Origin of the sequence: Azospira inquinata (assembly GCF_018905915.1) — a bacterium.
Lineage (GTDB): Bacteria > Pseudomonadota > Gammaproteobacteria > Burkholderiales > Rhodocyclaceae > Azospira > Azospira inquinata.
Genome location: NZ_CP064782.1, coordinates 363,709 through 378,232 on the forward strand (window position 1 = coordinate 363,709; position 14,524 = coordinate 378,232).

12 protein-coding genes and 2 CRISPR repeat arrays (1 of these 14 cut by a window edge) are annotated in these 14,524 nt (G+C 63.5%); of the genes, 8 read left to right on the forward strand and 4 right to left on the reverse strand.

Annotated elements, in window-relative coordinates:
- Nucleotides 1-1,500: direct repeats of the CRISPR family, unit length 37 nt; unit sequence GATTGTAGCTTTCCGGGGTGAGAGAGGGAGCTACAAC (it extends 146 nt beyond the left edge of the window).
- Nucleotides 1,501-1,561: 61 nt separating this feature from the next.
- Nucleotides 1,562-2,682 (forward strand): IS3 family transposase gene (locus tag Azoinq_RS01615; protein WP_216127411.1). Its coding sequence is split into 2 segments (ribosomal slippage): nucleotides 1,562-1,814 and nucleotides 1,814-2,682, totalling 1,122 coding nucleotides; the frame shifts between segments, so codons are not numbered across the junction.
- A gap of 56 nt (nucleotides 2,683-2,738) precedes the next feature.
- A CRISPR array of direct repeats spans nucleotides 2,739-3,110; the repeat unit is 37 nt; unit sequence GATTGTAGCTTTCCGGGGTGAGAGAGGGAGCTACAAC.
- A 45-nt stretch (nucleotides 3,111-3,155) separates the two neighbouring features.
- Here Azoinq_RS01615 and Azoinq_RS01620 read toward each other — a convergent pair.
- The 4 genes from Azoinq_RS01620 to yaaA all read right to left on the reverse strand — a co-directional run bounded on the left by Azoinq_RS01620 (nucleotide 3,156) and on the right by yaaA (nucleotide 5,931).
- A complete protein-coding gene (locus Azoinq_RS01620; protein ID WP_216127409.1) occupies nucleotides 3,156-3,587 on the reverse strand; it encodes a PaaI family thioesterase in 432 nt (143 codons plus the stop codon).
- 129 nt (nucleotides 3,588-3,716) lie between these two features.
- Nucleotides 3,717-4,556: an NAD(P)-dependent oxidoreductase gene (locus Azoinq_RS01625; RefSeq protein WP_232368530.1), complete on the reverse strand. Its 840-nt coding sequence runs from the start codon at nucleotides 4,554-4,556 to the stop codon at nucleotides 3,717-3,719.
- A gap of 122 nt (nucleotides 4,557-4,678) precedes the next feature.
- Nucleotides 4,679-5,149 (reverse strand): SRPBCC family protein, encoded by a 471-nt coding sequence (locus Azoinq_RS01630; protein ID WP_216127403.1) that lies wholly within the window; start codon nucleotides 5,147-5,149, stop codon nucleotides 4,679-4,681.
- Entirely contained in the window at nucleotides 5,146-5,931 is a 786-nt protein-coding gene (gene yaaA, locus Azoinq_RS01635) for a peroxide stress protein YaaA (RefSeq protein ID WP_216127401.1), read from the reverse strand. Before yaaA ends, Azoinq_RS01630 begins: the two co-directional genes overlap by 4 nt.
- A 42-nt stretch (nucleotides 5,932-5,973) precedes the next feature.
- Here yaaA and Azoinq_RS01640 point away from each other — a divergent pair, with 42 nt between their 5' ends.
- From Azoinq_RS01640 to bioD, 7 genes are all read left to right on the forward strand, one after another.
- The gene (locus Azoinq_RS01640; protein WP_216127398.1) at nucleotides 5,974-8,031 is read left to right on the forward strand and encodes a site-specific recombinase; all 2,058 of its coding nucleotides are present in this window, start codon (nucleotides 5,974-5,976) and stop codon (nucleotides 8,029-8,031) included.
- Between the two features lie 170 nt (nucleotides 8,032-8,201).
- Nucleotides 8,202-9,380 carry a DUF2863 family protein gene (locus tag Azoinq_RS01645; RefSeq protein ID WP_216127387.1) on the forward strand — a complete coding sequence of 393 codons (1,179 nt, stop codon included), beginning with the start codon at nucleotides 8,202-8,204 and terminating at the stop codon, nucleotides 9,378-9,380.
- Nucleotides 9,381-9,561: 181 nt separating this feature from the next.
- Nucleotides 9,562-10,890, forward strand: coding sequence for an adenosylmethionine--8-amino-7-oxononanoate transaminase (gene bioA / locus Azoinq_RS01650; protein ID WP_216127385.1), 1,329 nt, complete (start codon nucleotides 9,562-9,564; stop codon nucleotides 10,888-10,890).
- Nucleotides 10,887-12,098, forward strand: coding sequence for an 8-amino-7-oxononanoate synthase (gene bioF, locus Azoinq_RS01655; protein ID WP_216127383.1), 1,212 nt, complete (start codon nucleotides 10,887-10,889; stop codon nucleotides 12,096-12,098). Before bioA ends, bioF begins: the two co-directional genes overlap by 4 nt.
- The gene (locus Azoinq_RS01660) at nucleotides 12,095-12,871 is read left to right on the forward strand and encodes an alpha/beta fold hydrolase (RefSeq protein WP_216127380.1); all 777 of its coding nucleotides are present in this window, start codon (nucleotides 12,095-12,097) and stop codon (nucleotides 12,869-12,871) included. The genes bioF and Azoinq_RS01660 overlap by 4 nt, the downstream gene beginning before the upstream one ends.
- The gene (gene bioC, locus Azoinq_RS01665; protein WP_232368531.1) at nucleotides 12,868-13,686 is read left to right on the forward strand and encodes a malonyl-ACP O-methyltransferase BioC; all 819 of its coding nucleotides are present in this window, start codon (nucleotides 12,868-12,870) and stop codon (nucleotides 13,684-13,686) included. Before Azoinq_RS01660 ends, bioC begins: the two co-directional genes overlap by 4 nt.
- 147 nt (nucleotides 13,687-13,833) lie before the next feature.
- The gene (gene bioD / locus Azoinq_RS01670; protein WP_216127367.1) at nucleotides 13,834-14,493 is read left to right on the forward strand and encodes a dethiobiotin synthase; all 660 of its coding nucleotides are present in this window, start codon (nucleotides 13,834-13,836) and stop codon (nucleotides 14,491-14,493) included.
- Nucleotides 14,494-14,524: the final 31 nt, after the last annotated feature.

The following is a 14,524-nucleotide window of genomic DNA, read 5'->3' on the forward strand; positions in this document are numbered from 1 at the left end:
CCGGGGTGAGAGAGGGAGCTACAACCCTCGATATGGTGGTGGTGGACAACTGTTCGATTGTAGCTTTCCGGGGTGAGAGAGGGAGCTACAACACCCGTCCTTGTCAGGCCGGGTCCAGGTGAGATTGTAGCTTTCCGGGGTGAGAGAGGGAGCTACAACTGCTGCCGTATTGGGGGTGATCGGTCTTGTGATTGTAGCTTTCCGGGGTGAGAGAGGGAGCTACAACGCTCAAAGCCTAGGTTCGTCGGATAAATATGATTGTAGCTTTCCGGGGTGAGAGAGGGAGCTACAACCAATAGATCGGAGGGAGAAAATGGAAAATCGATTGTAGCTTTCCGGGGTGAGAGAGGGAGCTACAACCCTCTCTAGCCAGATTCTGGACAAGAACATGATTGTAGCTTTCCGGGGTGAGAGAGGGAGCTACAACAATTTTTCCGCGAAGGGTTCTTGTTTTTTCGATTGTAGCTTTCCGGGGTGAGAGAGGGAGCTACAACGGTGCTGGCGTACTGCCCACCAAGAATATCGATTGTAGCTTTCCGGGGTGAGAGAGGGAGCTACAACCCACTTATTGAATGGCATATGCCCTAGCTGGATTGTAGCTTTCCGGGGTGAGAGAGGGAGCTACAACCAGCGTGGCACCGTCCTTGTCACGCTCTCCGATTGTAGCTTTCCGGGGTGAGAGAGGGAGCTACAACCACGTAGATGGAGAGGCCGCCGTAGAGGGCGATTGTAGCTTTCCGGGGTGAGAGAGGGAGCTACAACTCGGTGCGGTCTGCTATATCGGAGGACCAGGATTGTAGCTTTCCGGGGTGAGAGAGGGAGCTACAACCAATTCGATCACGTAGCGGATCATGGGTTAGATTGTAGCTTTCCGGGGTGAGAGAGGGAGCTACAACCGGATCAAACATATCCTCCACCCCAACGCCGATTGTAGCTTTCCGGGGTGAGAGAGGGAGCTACAACCACGTAGATGGAGAGGCCGCCGTAGAGGGCGATTGTAGCTTTCCGGGGTGAGAGAGGGAGCTACAACTCGGTGCGGTCTGCTATATCGGAGGACCAGGATTGTAGCTTTCCGGGGTGAGAGAGGGAGCTACAACCAATTCGATCACGTAGCGGATCATGGGTTAGATTGTAGCTTTCCGGGGTGAGAGAGGGAGCTACAACCGGATCAAACATATCCTCCACCCCAACGCCGATTGTAGCTTTCCGGGGTGAGAGAGGGAGCTACAACCCGTCACCGTGTCACCCGCATGGATGCGGCGATTGTAGCTTTCCGGGGTGAGAGAGGGAGCTACAACCACCTTCACGAGTCGGGTATCGATCCCGTTGATTGTAGCTTTCCGGGGTGAGAGAGGGAGCTACAACTCGGCTGCCCGTTGGAGCGCTGACGAAAAAGATTGTAGCTTTCCGGGGTGAGAGAGGGAGCTACAACCTGGGACTGCTTCTGGATGTATCCGCCTTCGATTGTAGCTTTCCGGGGTGAGAGAGGGAGCCGACGTCCCCCCGGAATTGAGTAGCACCTGACTTTAGAGTCCAATCTTTCAAGACAAGGAGATTGGACATGAAGAAGCGATTCACCGAAGAACAGATCATTGGGTTCCTGCGGGAAGCGGAGGCAGGGATGCCGGTGGCGGAGTTGTGCCGTAAGCACGCTTTCTCCGAAGCGAGTTACTACCTCTGGCGCAGCAAGTTTGGCGGCATGAGCGTGTCGGACGCCAAGCGGCTCAAGGAACTTGAAACGGAGAACACGCGCTTGAAGAGGCTGCTAGCCGAAACGATGCTGGAAAATGAGATCGCTAAGGAAGCCCTGCGAAAAAAGTGGTAAGCGCACCGTCACGACGTGATCTGGTGCGCTATCTAATCGACAGGGGACTCAGCGAGCGAAAGTCGTTGCGTTTTGTTGGCATGAGTCCGAGTTCATTCCGTTACCAACCAGCGACGGATCGCAATGCTGCTTTGAAGGAGAAGATTGTTATGCTCGCCCAACGTCATCGGCGCTACGGGGCCGGGATGATCTATTTGAAGCTGAGGCAGGCTGGCATGGTGGTGAATCACAAGCGGGTGGATCGGCTCTACGCCGAGGCTGGTCTGCAAGTCAGAAGGCGCAAGCGGAAGAAGATTCCGGTGTCGGATCGTCACCCGTTAGAGCGGCCTTCGGCCGCGAATCAGGTCTGGTCGATGGATTTCGTGTTCGACCGGACGGCAGAAGGGCGAGTCATCAAAAACCTGACCATTGTGGATGATGCGACCCACGAAGCAGTCGCGATTGTTCCGGAACGTGCCATCGGCGGCATGCAATTGACCAGAGTGCTTGATCAGTTGGCCGAGACGCGAGGATTGCCCAAGGCGATTCGGACCGATAACGGCAAAGAATTCTGTAGTCGAGCCATGCTGACTTGGGCTCATGCACGGGACGTTCAGCTCTTCCTCATTGAACCTGGAAAGCCCAACCAGAACGCCTACATCGAATCGTTCAATGGACGCTTCCGGGACGAATGTTTGAACGAGCATTGGTTCACCAGCCTACGCCATGCTCAGGTCGTTATCGAAGGCTGGCGCCGAGAATACAACGAGGAGCGACCCAAAAAGTCCCTGGGCCGTTTGACGCCTGCGGCTTATGCCAAATCACTTACCCAGAAATCGGGTAAATTACCCCCGGACTCTAAAGCCCTCTGCTACTGAAAACGGGGGAACGTCGGAGCTACAACGTCTCTTGTTGATGAACTAACTAGCAAAACGATTGTAGCTTTCCGGGGTGAGAGAGGGAGCTACAACTGTCGCCCCAGGGGCTACGCAACGGGAAGCGATTGTAGCTTTCCGGGGTGAGAGAGGGAGCTACAACTGGAATGTCTACAATCTTATATTCCGGAGGGATTGTAGCTTTCCGGGGTGAGAGAGGGAGCTACAACCAACAGGCCGCCGCAGCTTCCGGGGAAACCGATTGTAGCTTTCCGGGGTGAGAGAGGGAGCTACAACTGCCCCGCCGATGGTAATGGTGGCGTTTAGGATTGTAGCTTTCCGGGGTGAGAGAGGGAGCTACAACGATGCGGTCGCCGCTGGCGTCGAAATTCAAGATTGTAGCTTTCCGGGGTGAGAGAGGAAGTCACAATCAAAGGTAAGAAAATATAAGGCAAAAGAAAAGCTCCACTCCCTCCTCACCCCCGTCCCCAAAGAATCATCTGGGTACAACGAAACAACGCAATACGGCGGCCGGTGATTTCGTCGCTGACCACCCCGTCCCAGACCTGGGTGGTTTTGCCCAGGTGCTGGGGGGTGGCGACGCATCGGATGGCGCCTTCTCGGCAGGTGCCCAGGTGGTTGCTCTTCAGTTCAATGGTGGTGAAGGATTCCGCCCCCTCGGGCAGGTGGGCCATGGTGGCGTAGCCGCAGGTGGTATCCGCCAGGGCCACGATGCTGGCGGCGTGGAGGAACTGGTTCGGGGCAAAGTGCCGGGGCTGAAGCACCATGCGGGCACTCAGCCGCCCCTCGCTCAGATCCGTTAGCTCAACGCCCAAATAACCGGGCAGGTAATCCGTACCGATTTGATTCAGGTGATCCAGGGTCACGTCTGCCCGCAATTTGGTCATGGGCTTGTCTCCTTATTTTAGTGAGGGCACAACAAAAAAACTTTGCTTGCCCTGGAGATACTAGCGGGCTAGAGCCCATGGGGCTTATGAAACCAGGACACCTTCCATCCAGAATCCGCCAAATTGGGCTTATTCCACCCCCCCGTCCTCTGCGGTACCCAATTCAATAGCGCTCCAATCCTGATTCTCCCGCCCCTTGGCCAGCGCCGACAACAAGCGGGCATGCAGTAAATCCGCCAGAGGCATGGGTTGAGCAACAGACTCTGCGGTCTCCCGAACCAGGCGCAGGTCTTTCATCCCTAACGAGAGTTTGAATCCGGCGGGTTCATAGCGCCGCTGAGCCAGGAGATTGGCATAGTTTTGATAGATGGGGCAGGCAAACACGGTCTGGCTCAAAAAGTTCGCCAAATCCTCCCGACCCACCCCATTCTTTTCCCCCAGCGCCAGGGCTTCGGCCATAGCTTCCACGGCAGAAAGGATCAGAAAATTACCAGAGAGTTTGACCACATTGGCGGCCTGGGGGGCCTCGCCAAAATCGAATACCCCTTGTCCCAGCGCCTCCAACAGAGGCCGGGCCCGTGCTTTAGCCGCTCCCTCCCCCGCCAGACAAATCCAGAGTTTACGGGCAGCCGCCGCTTCTGGGCGACCAAACACCGGTGCAGCCAGAAACTCACAGCCCACGGCCTGGTGCAACTTTGCCAGACGGGCCGAGGTTTCCGGGGCCACGGTGCTCATGGAAATATGTAATCCCCCGGGGCCCAGCCGGGATAACAGCCCCCGAGTTCCCAGAGTCACCGCCTCCACAGCCTGGTCATTGGCCAACATGGAAATCACCACGCCCCCGGGCACCACCGCGTCCTCAGGGGACGTCACGACCTGGGCACCGAGTTGGCGAAAGGCTTCCGCTTTTTCCGGGTGCCGGTTGTATACCGTCAAGGAAAAGCCTTGGGCGATCAAATTGCGCGCCATGGGAGCCCCCATGTTCCCCAACCCCAAAAAACCCACACGCTGCTCAACCATCGAAAACTCCTAGAAAAAAGCCCCGTCCGAAAGGGACAGGGCATCACAGGAAACTGGAAACCGGGCCACACTCAATGAAAGTTGAGCCGCTCCGCCAGACGCCTGATTTCCGCTACCGTATCCAGGTCCGCCGCATGGTAGGCGGATTCCAGATAGCCCACATAGGCCCGGGCTTCCGGGTCCGGCCCTTCCGCAAAGGAGGTTTGATAGGTAAATCGCAGGAACAACCGATCCGGCTCCGGTTCTTCAATATGGATAATCAACGATCCTCCGGCATGATGCTCCGTGGCTTCGGTGTCAAAGCGTACCCAGTGCCCCACTGCATAGGTCACCCGATCCCGCACCTGCGCGGCGCCGAAAACCAGCAGACGCTCCACCTGATTGTCTCCCCGGGAAAGAATCTGACACTCTTCCAGCCCGTGGACGAAAGACCGGGCATCCTCCACCCGGCACATCAGGCCCTGCCAGAGCTGGTCCCGGGAGAGGGAAAAGACCAGGGGATTGTCCCCGTCATTAATTTCCACCAGATGTTCGAATTTCATTGGACCTCCGGCAGACGGCGACGGAATACGTAGGTTTTGGCGTCGGAAACTTCCGGCACAAAGGCGTAGCCCTCCGCCGTAAAGCTTTGCAGGCCCTCGGGCCGGGTCAGGCGATGGGTGACGATGTGGCGGGCCATGAGGCCCCGAGCCCGCTTGGCGTAGAAGCTGATGATCTTGTATTTGCCGCCTTTCCAGTCCTCGAAGACGCAGTTCAGGATGTCCGCCTTGAGAAGCTTGGGCCGCACCGCCTTGAAATATTCCTCGGAGGCCAGATTAATGAGCACCGGGGCATCCTGATTGGCCGCCAGCTGGTCGTTCAGGGCCAGGGTCAGCTGGTCGCCCCAAAAGGCATAGAGATCCTTGCCCCGCAGGTTGTCCAGGCGGATGCCCATTTCCAGCCGGTAGGGGCGAATCCGGTCCAGGGGCCGGAGCAGGCCGTAAAGGCCGGAGAGAATGCGCACATGGTCCTGGGCCCAGGCCAGATCCTCCGGGCTCAGGGTGGCGGCCGCCAGGCCTTCGTACACATCCCCGTTAAAGGCCAGAATGGCCTGCTTGGCCGCTTCCGGCCCCATTTCCGGGGACCATTCTTGGAAACGGGCCGTGTTCAGGGCAGCCAGGGCATCGCTGATGCCCATGAGCCGGCTTAAGTCCGCCGGGGTCATTTGGCGCAGCCGTTCCACCAGCAGGGCGGACTGATCCAGGTACGGGGGCAGGGTAAAATCGGGGACCTGGGGCGGGGTTTCAAAATCCAGGGTCTTGGCCGGGGAGAGGACTAAAATCATGGTTCAATCCAGCTGAGAAGAATTCGCAATGGAGCATCAATTATGACACGCCGGGAATCCCTGGAAAGCGTTTTGCTGCGCTTCGCCGAGGCCTACGAGCAGCCCCGGAGCGAAGGTCATGGGCCCCGGGACACCACGCCCCTCTTCGCCGATCTGGTGGATCAACTGCGTCCGGACCGGCCCGAGGACGGCAACGCCGCCCGGGAACGGCTCCACGCCCTGTGCTATCTCCTGGAAACCCGGCCCGAATTGCAAACCGCTCTGCGCCAAGGGGTGCTGGATCTGTTCGCCCAGAAAAAGCAGGTGTCCCTGTACGTGGATAGCGGGGTTTTTCCCGCCACCGGCTTTTTCTCCGAAACCGCCCGGCGCTTTTCCCGCTCCCTGCTCCCGGACGTAATCGACACCGCCTACCTGAAAGACGTGCTGGGCCTCATGTTCCGGCGCGGCGACGACCACCTGTGGGTAAGCCGCATCGGGGATGGGGACTGGATCGGCCTAATCCACGCCATGGGCCTTTTGGAGGCGGAGGACGCCGCCCCCGGTAGCGCCCTGCCCCCGGCCCTGGCCCAGTTGCTGGAAGCCTTGCGGGTCCTTTCCTACCGTATTTCCGCCATCGGTCTGGAGCCGGAATTGCTCCGGGTGGAGCCGGTGATCGAGGAATTTGAATCCCCCTTCCTGGCCCAGAACGTGGAAATCCAGCGCTTCGTCGGCCAGTTTTCCCGCTGGTGGCAGGAACGGGATTTCCCGGCGGAGGACGACCGGCAGATTCTGGTGCTCTTCGACCAGTGCCGCACCATCCGGGAACGCATCCGCACCCGGGCCGGCCGGGAAGGCACCAGCCTCTCCCTCACCTTTCTGCTGCAACGGCTGCGCCAGCACCTGGAACGGGCGGAAACCCTCCTGGAAATATTGCGGGACCTGCGGGAAGCGCCCGATCTGGCCGGGGTGCTGCCCCGGCTGGTGCCCTTTTTCAAGGAACTGGTCCAGGCCGAATGCCGCAAGAACAATCTGGGGGATTACTGGCGCCAGAATGTGGAATTGCTGGCCCGCCGGGTGGCGGATAACGCGGGGCGCACCGGGGAACACTACATTACGGAAAGCCGCCGGGATTACTTCGCCCTGCTCCGTTCCGCCCTGCTGGGGGGCTTTGTCATCGCCTTCATGGCCTGGAACAAGCTGGAACTGGCCAAGCTCCACCTGCCCCCCCTCACCGAGGCCTTAAGCTTCTGCCTCAATTACGGCCTGGGCTTCGTCCTCATCCACATTCTCCACGGCACCGTGGCCACCAAGCAGCCTGCCATGACCGCCAACGCCATCGCCGCCAGTATGGATGAGGCCAGCGGTGCCAACGGCAGCAATGCCAAGGCCCGCAATCTGGAAAATCTGGTGTCCCTTATCGCCCGCCTGGGCCGCAGCCAGATGGCGGCCATTGCGGGCAATGTGGGCCTGGCCATTCCCATGGCCATGGCCATCGGCTACCTCTTCCAGCTCAGCACGGGCCATCCCCTGATTACCCCGGAAAAGGCCCGGCACCTCCTGGCCGACGTCCATCCCTGGGCCAGCGGCGCCATTATTTACGCGGGCATTGCCGGGGTCTGCCTGTTCCTGGCCGGCCTCATCGCCGGGTATTACGACAATCTGGCGGCCTACAACCGTATTCCCCAGCGCCTGCGCCAACTGGGCTGGCTGCGCCGCCTCCTGGGGGAAGACCGGCTGGACCGGGTGGCCACCTATGTGGAAGACAATCTGGGGGCCCTGGCGGGTAATTTCTTTTTCGGCTTTCTCCTAGGGGGCGTCACCGCCCTGGGCACCCTCCTGGGCCTGCCTTTGGATATCCGGCACATTGCCTTTTCTTCCGCCTACCTGGGTTTTGGGGAAGTGGCCCTGAATTTCGCCGTGCCCACCGCCGCCCTGGCCACCGCCTTTCTTGGGGTGCTGGCCGTGGGGCTGGCCAATCTCAGCGTCAGTTTCGGGCTGGCCCTTTACGTGGGGCTCAAGGCCCGTCAGGTCTCCTTCGCCCAGCGCCGGGATCTGGCCCGCCTGCTCTGGGAACGGCTGCGCCATCATCCCCGGGAATTTTTCCTGCCTCCCAAGCATTGAGCCCCCCCGGGCCCGGCTTTCCCCCCGGGCCCGTTTCCCCGTTTTTTCCCGCCTCCCCTCGTTCCGGCCCCCGGCCCGGCGGGCCAGGGTTTTTCGCCCTCCCGCTCCCGGGTTGCTAGAATGGCCCCTTCTCCCGCCGGGTGTCCCCCGGTCCACTCTTTAGGCTCCCCATGAAACGACCCCGCTTCGGTTCCCGCTCCCGTCTCTCCCGCGACGTCACCCAATTGTGCTGGCTGGCCACCGGCCTGGCCGAATCCGGGGGACGGCTGGAAGACGCTTTCTGGGAGCCGAAACTGGCGGCCCTGGTGGACGGCCTTCTGGAAAGCGGCGGGGACGAGGACATTACCCTGGCCCTGGACCGGCTCTATGAAACCCAGCCCCGGGCCCACGACGAGCTGGCGGATATGGTGGAATCCCGGGCCGAATCCTGCATCCTGCGCCAGGAAAGCCAGGAATTCGACGTGCTGCTCATCGCCGCCCCCATCCTCTCCTGGTCCCGCTTCACCATTCCCACCGCCACCCTGCCCGCCGCCCCCCTGGCCACCCTGAAGGTCCATCTGGGCGCCCATGTGCTGGCGGCCGGGGCCCGGCTGGCCCTGTGCGACTACCTCTTCAGCCCGGACCAGCTGCCCCGCAGCTTTGCCGATACCCGCCAGCTGGTGGCCCAGCTGGGACTCCGAGCCCTGGCCGGGGAAGACCTGGCGGTGGATACCCGGAATCTGCCGGAAACCAACCGTTTTCTCTCCGACACCCGCTATCTCCTGGGGGCCGTGGTGGTGCCCCGGGGCCAGGGGCTGTTTTTCTGGAACGAAAACGACGGCAACCGGGAAGTGGCCTTAAGCCAATGGCAAAGCCAGGCGGGCCCCACCCTGGAACCCCTGATGCCCGGCTGCGCCTGGGAAATGGTCCTGCCCGACGCCTATCACGCCGCCTGCCGGGCCGCAGACCGGCTCTCCCGCCCCTATTCCCTGCGGGCCTCCGTGGCCTTCCTGCAAACCGTCCTGAACGCCCCGGCGGACCAGCTCCACGTGGCCATGGGCCCCTTCCACGACCAGCGCCTGGAGGAATACCGCATCGGCTTTTCCTTCCAGGACCGGCCCGAAGTGGTCCACGGGGTGGTCTGGCCCCTCCTGGGGGACGAGGATGAAAACACGGACGTGGCGGCGGAAATCGAAGCCACCCTAAAGGATTGTGGCGTCACCCATCTGGTCTGCCACGAACACCGTTTTCCCTTTGAATTCTGCGAAGACTGCGGCGCTCCCCTCTACCCCAACGGGGAAGGGGAACTGATGCACGCCGAGCTACCGGAAGGGGAAATGGAACAGCAACCGCCCCGCCTGCTGCACTGAGTTTCCCGGGCCTGGGGGCTGGGGCGGGGTGTCCCCCTCCCCCAACCGGTGCCCCACTCCGTCCGGGAAGGCCCGCCGGGACTAGGGATTTCCCTGGATTGCCCCCCGGGCGCTTACAGCAGGGGGTGGGGAACGAGTAAAATAAAAAGTTATCTTTTTGTCCCCTGCATTCCGCCTATCCATGTCCGCCAATCAACGTCTCCTGGAGCGCAGCCTGGCTGCCGTGTGGCATCCCTGCACCCAGATGCAGCATCACCTGGATGGGGACGGCACGCCCCTCATTCCCATCGCCCGGGGCCAGGGCCCCTGGCTCTATGATTTCGACGGCAAGCGCTACCTGGACGGGGTGAGTTCCTGGTGGGTCAATCTTTTCGGCCACGCTAATCCCCGCATCAACGCTGCCTTGAAAGCCCAGCTGGACACCCTGGAACACGTGATTCTGGCCGGTTTCACCCATGAACCGGTGGTAGAACTGTCGGAACGGCTGGCCGCCCTCACCGGGGGCCGCCTGGGCCATTGCTCCTACGGCTCCGACGGGGCGTCCGCTACCGAAATCGCCCTGAAAATGTCCCACCATTACTGGCGCAACACGGGGCATCCGGAAAAAGACCGCTATCTGTGCCTGGAAAACAGCTACCACGGGGAAACGGTGGGGGCCCTGGCGGTCACGGACGTGAGCCTGTTCAAGGAAGCCTACGCGCCCCTGGTGCGCCCTGCGGGCACCGTGCCCAGCCCGGACTGGCGCCGGGCCGAAGCCGGGGAAACGGCGGCGGATGTGGCCCGACGGGCCGCCGCCGCCCTGGAAGCCCGGCTGGAAAAGGAACACGCCCAGCTGGCCGCCCTCATTGTGGAGCCCCTGATCCAATGCGCCGGGGGCATGGCCATGCACGACCCCCTCTACCTGAAGCTGGCCCGGGAACTCTGCGACCGCTACGGGGTGCACCTCATCTGCGACGAAATCGCCGTGGGCAATGGCCGCACCGGCACCTATTTCGCCCACCAGCAGGCGGACATCATTCCCGATTTTCTCTGCACCTCCAAGGGCCTCACCGGGGGCTACCTGCCTCTTTCCGTGGTGCTCACCACGGATAAGGTTTATGAAGCCTTCCTGGACGAAAAGGTGAGCCGGGCCTTTCTCCACTCCCATTCCTACACGGGCAACGCCCTGGCCTGCCGGGCGGCCCTGGCCACCCTGGATATTTTCCAGGAAGACCGGGTACTGGAGCGCAACCGGGAAAAATCCGCCCGGTTCGACGCCCTCCTGGCCCCCCTCAAGGACCATCCCCAGGTACGCCATTACCGGCATCGGGGCATGATCTTCGCGTTCGACGTGGCCGACGCCCCGGCGGACTTTTCCCGCCGTTTCTACAAGGCCTGTCTGGCCCGGGAAATTCTCCTGCGGCCCTTCGGCAACACGGTCTATTTCATGCCCCCCTACGTGGTGGAGGAAGCCGAACTGGCCTTCCTCAGCGAACGGGCCGCCGCCGCCCTGGAAGAGGCCCTGTCATGATCTGGGAAGACCTGGGCCCCCAACTGGATGCCATCGACGCCGAAGGCCTGACCCGGCGCCGCCGCATTCTGGATTCCAACTGCGGACCGGAAGCGGTGGTGGATGGCCGCCTGCTCCTGGCCTTCTGTTCCAACGATTACCTGGGGCTGGCCAACGACCCCCGCATCGCCCAGGCCATGGCCGATGGGGCCCTGCGCTGGGGCGCGGGCTCTGGCGCCGCCCATCTGGTAAGCGGCCACCTGCGCCCCCACCATGAGCTGGAAGAAGCCCTGGCCTGGTTCGAGGCCCGACACCGGGCCATTTATTTCTCCACTGGCTACATGGCCAATCTGGCCCTGGTCCCCACCCTGGTGGGCCGGGGGGACGCGGTATTCGCCGACAAGCTGAACCACGCTTCCCTCATCGACGCGGTGCAGCTCTGCCGGGCCGAGAGCCACCGCTACCCCCACCGGGACATGGCCGCCCTGGAACGGCTGCTGGCCGCCTCCGAGGCCCGCCACAAGCTCATCGTCACCGATGCGGTATTCAGCATGGACGGGGATATGGCCCCCCTGGACACCCTTTACGAACTGGCGGAAAAGTACGACGCCTGGCTGGTCATTGACGACGCCCACGGCTTCGGCGTTCTGGGCCCCCACGGCCAGGGCTCCACGGGCCACTTCGGCCTGCCCCCTTCGGGACGGGTGCTCTACATGGGCACCCTGGGCAAGGCCGCCGGGGTTTCCGGGGCCTTTATCGCCGGCAGCGCCCGGGTCATTGAATGGCTCTTGCAACGGGCCCGCACCTATATTTTCACCACCGCCTCCAGCCCGGCCGTGGCCTGCGCCCTGTTAAAGAGCCTGGACATTATCCGGGGCGAGGAAGGGGATCAGCGCCGCGCCCACCTGCAAACACTGATCGCCCACCTGCGCCAGCGTCTGGCGCCCCTGGCGGAAGCCGCGGGCTGGGAGCTGGCGGCCTCGGAAACCGCCATCCAGCCCCTCATCATCGGCGGCAACCAGGAAACCCTGGCCGTGGCCAAGGCCCTGGACGAGCGCAACATCTGGGTGCCCGCCATCCGTCCCCCCACCGTGCCCAAGGGCCATTCCCGCCTGCGCATTTCCCTTTCCGCCGCCCACACCCTGGAACAGGTGGATCGGCTGGCGGATGCCCTGACGGACATCGCCGCCCGCCACCCCGCCCCGGCGCCCGCAGGGGCCTCGGCGTGAGCGGCCCCGCCGCCTCCCCCTCTGCCCTGGTACTGATCCACGGCTGGGGCCTGGACAGCCGGGTCTGGCAGGGTCTGCTGTCCCCTCTCCATGCCTACCTGGGCCGGGACTTTCCCCTGATATGCCTGGATTTGCCCGGCTACCAGGGCCGCCCGGACCTGGAAGACCCCATCGCCCGCAGCGTGGACGCCCTGCTGGAACAGGTGCCCCCCGGCGCCGTGGTGGCCGGCTGGTCCCTGGGGGGCCTGCTGGCCCAGCTCATGGCGGTACGGGACCCAGCCCGGGTGGCCCGGCTGGCCCTGATCGCCACCACCCCCTGCTTTGTCCGGAAAAAAGCCTGGGCCCACGGCCAACCCGCCGCCCTGTTAACCGCCTTTGCCGCCGCCGTGGACGAAGACCCGGCCGGGGTGCTGCCCCGCTTTTCCGCCCTGATTAACCAGGGGGACCACCAGCAGCGGGCCCTGGCCCGCCAACTGGCGCCCCTGGCCCACCCTCCCCTGCCCGCCACCCCGGCCCTGGCCCGGGGCCTGGCCTGGCTCAAGGACCTGGATCTGCGCCCCCTGGCGCCCCGCATCCACCAGCCCACCCTGGTGCTGCACGGGGACCAGGACCCCCTCATGCCCCTGGGAGCCGGGGCCTGGCTGGCGGACCATCTGCCCCAGGCCCGGCGGGTCACGGTGCCCGGCGCCGCCCATGTGCCCTTTCTGGCTGATCCGGAAAGCACCGCCCGGGCCCTGGCAGAACTGATTCAGGATGGGGAGCCCCGGCCTTGATCCGCCCTGCCGACAAAATCCTAGTGCGCCGCTCCTTTGACCGGGCCGCCGCCACCTATGATCGGGCCGCCCAGTTGCAGCGTCAGGTCTGCGAAGCCCTGGCCGCCCGCCTGGACGGCGCCCCCCAGGGCCCCTTGCTGGACGCGGGCTGTGGCACGGGTTACGGCGCCCGGCTCCTGGCCCGGCGCTTTCCCGACCAGCCCCTGATCCTGGCGGACTTCGCCCCGGCCATGCTGGGCCTGGCCCGTCAGGCCCAGCCCACGGCCAGCAACACGGCGGCCCTGCAAAATCCGGTGGGCGCCCCCATCGGCCTGCCGGTCTGCGCCGACGTGGAAAGCCTGCCCCTGAAATCCGCCAGCCTGGGCCTGTACTGGTCCAGCCTCACCCTGCAATGGTGCGACCTGCCCCGGGCCCTGGGAGAAGCCCACCGGGTGCTATTTCCTGGGGGACGACTGGCGGTGAGCACCCTGGGGCCGGGCACCTTTCAGGAATTGCGTCAGGCCTTCGCCGGGGTAGACCCCCACCGCCATGTGCTGCCCTTCCGGGATGCCCCGGCGGGAGCCGCTGCCGCCCTGGCCGCCGGTTTTTACGGGGTACGGGCGGAACGCCTCCAATTCCGCCTCCATTACCCCAACCTGCGCCAGCTGCTGCGGGCCATCAAGGACGTGGGGGCCAATCAGGTGGGGGGCCCCCGCCGCCCCGTGCTCATGGGCAAAGCCGCCTGGCGCACCGTGGAAGCGGCCTACGAACGCTGCCGCACCCCCCAGGGCCTACCCCTGAGCTACGACGTAGTCCTGCTCACCGGCCACAAATAGGGCGCGGCCCCCAGGCCCGGGCGCTACCTCGCCCGGCGGCCTGCCGCCGCCATCCCGTCCCTTTTTTACGGGCCCCGACGCTCCGCGTCGGCCACCCACTGCGGCCCGGCGTTTGACGCCCGCCGCCCTTTTTAGAAAGGACAAATTATGCAAAAAGGCTTTTTCATCGCCGGTACGGATACGGAAATCGGCAAGACCTTCACCGCCTGCGCCCTGCTCCACGCCGCCCGCCGGGCCGGATACAGCGCCCTGGCCATGAAGCCCATCGCCGCGGGCGTGGAGGCCGACGGGGAAAACGAAGATGTGCGCCGCCTCATGGCCAATGCCTCCGTGGCCGCCCCCCGGGACTGGGTCAATCCCTACCTCTACGATCCCCCCATCGCCCCCCACGTGGCCGCCCAGGAAGCCGGACGCCCCATTGAACTGCCCGTGATCCTGGACGCCTACGCCAAGCTCCAGCCCCTGGCGGAGGTGGTCATTGTGGAAGGCGTGGGAGGCTTTCGCGTGCCCCTGGGAGACACCATCGAGGCCGCCGATCTGGCGGTCCAACTGGGCCTGCCGGTGATCCTGGCCGTGGGGGTTAAGCTGGGCTGCATCAGCCACGCCCTCCTCACCGCCGAAGCCATCCAGGCCCGGGGCCTGACCCTGGCCGGCTGGGTCGCCAACTGCGTGGATCCGGCCATGGCCCGCCGGGAAGAAAACATCACCGCCCTGGAAACCCGCCTAGCCGCCCCCCGCCTAGGCACCCTGCCCTTCCAGGAACAATTGAATCCGGCGGAAGCGGGGGCGTTGCTGCGTTTGCCTTGAGGGTGGATTTCCCGGCTTGGGCCGGGAATGC

Excerpts from the sequence above, each read along its gene's own strand:
- Azoinq_RS01620 (WP_216127409.1), bottom strand. The coding sequence starts at position 3,587 with ATGACCAAATTGCGGGCAGACGTGACCCTGGATCACCTGAATCAAATC.
- Azoinq_RS01625 (WP_232368530.1), bottom strand. The coding sequence starts at position 4,556 with ATGGCGCGCAATTTGATCGCCCAAGGCTTTTCCTTGACGGTATACAAC.
- Azoinq_RS01630 (WP_216127403.1), bottom strand. The coding sequence starts at position 5,149 with ATGAAATTCGAACATCTGGTGGAAATTAATGACGGGGACAATCCCCTG.
- yaaA (WP_216127401.1), bottom strand. The coding sequence starts at position 5,931 with ATGATTTTAGTCCTCTCCCCGGCCAAGACCCTGGATTTTGAAACCCCG.
- Azoinq_RS01640 (WP_216127398.1), top strand. The coding sequence starts at position 5,974 with ATGACACGCCGGGAATCCCTGGAAAGCGTTTTGCTGCGCTTCGCCGAG.
- Azoinq_RS01645 (WP_216127387.1), top strand. The coding sequence starts at position 8,202 with ATGAAACGACCCCGCTTCGGTTCCCGCTCCCGTCTCTCCCGCGACGTC.
- bioA (WP_216127385.1), top strand. The coding sequence starts at position 9,562 with ATGTCCGCCAATCAACGTCTCCTGGAGCGCAGCCTGGCTGCCGTGTGG.
- bioF (WP_216127383.1), top strand. The coding sequence starts at position 10,887 with ATGATCTGGGAAGACCTGGGCCCCCAACTGGATGCCATCGACGCCGAA.
- bioD (WP_216127367.1), top strand. The coding sequence starts at position 13,834 with ATGCAAAAAGGCTTTTTCATCGCCGGTACGGATACGGAAATCGGCAAG.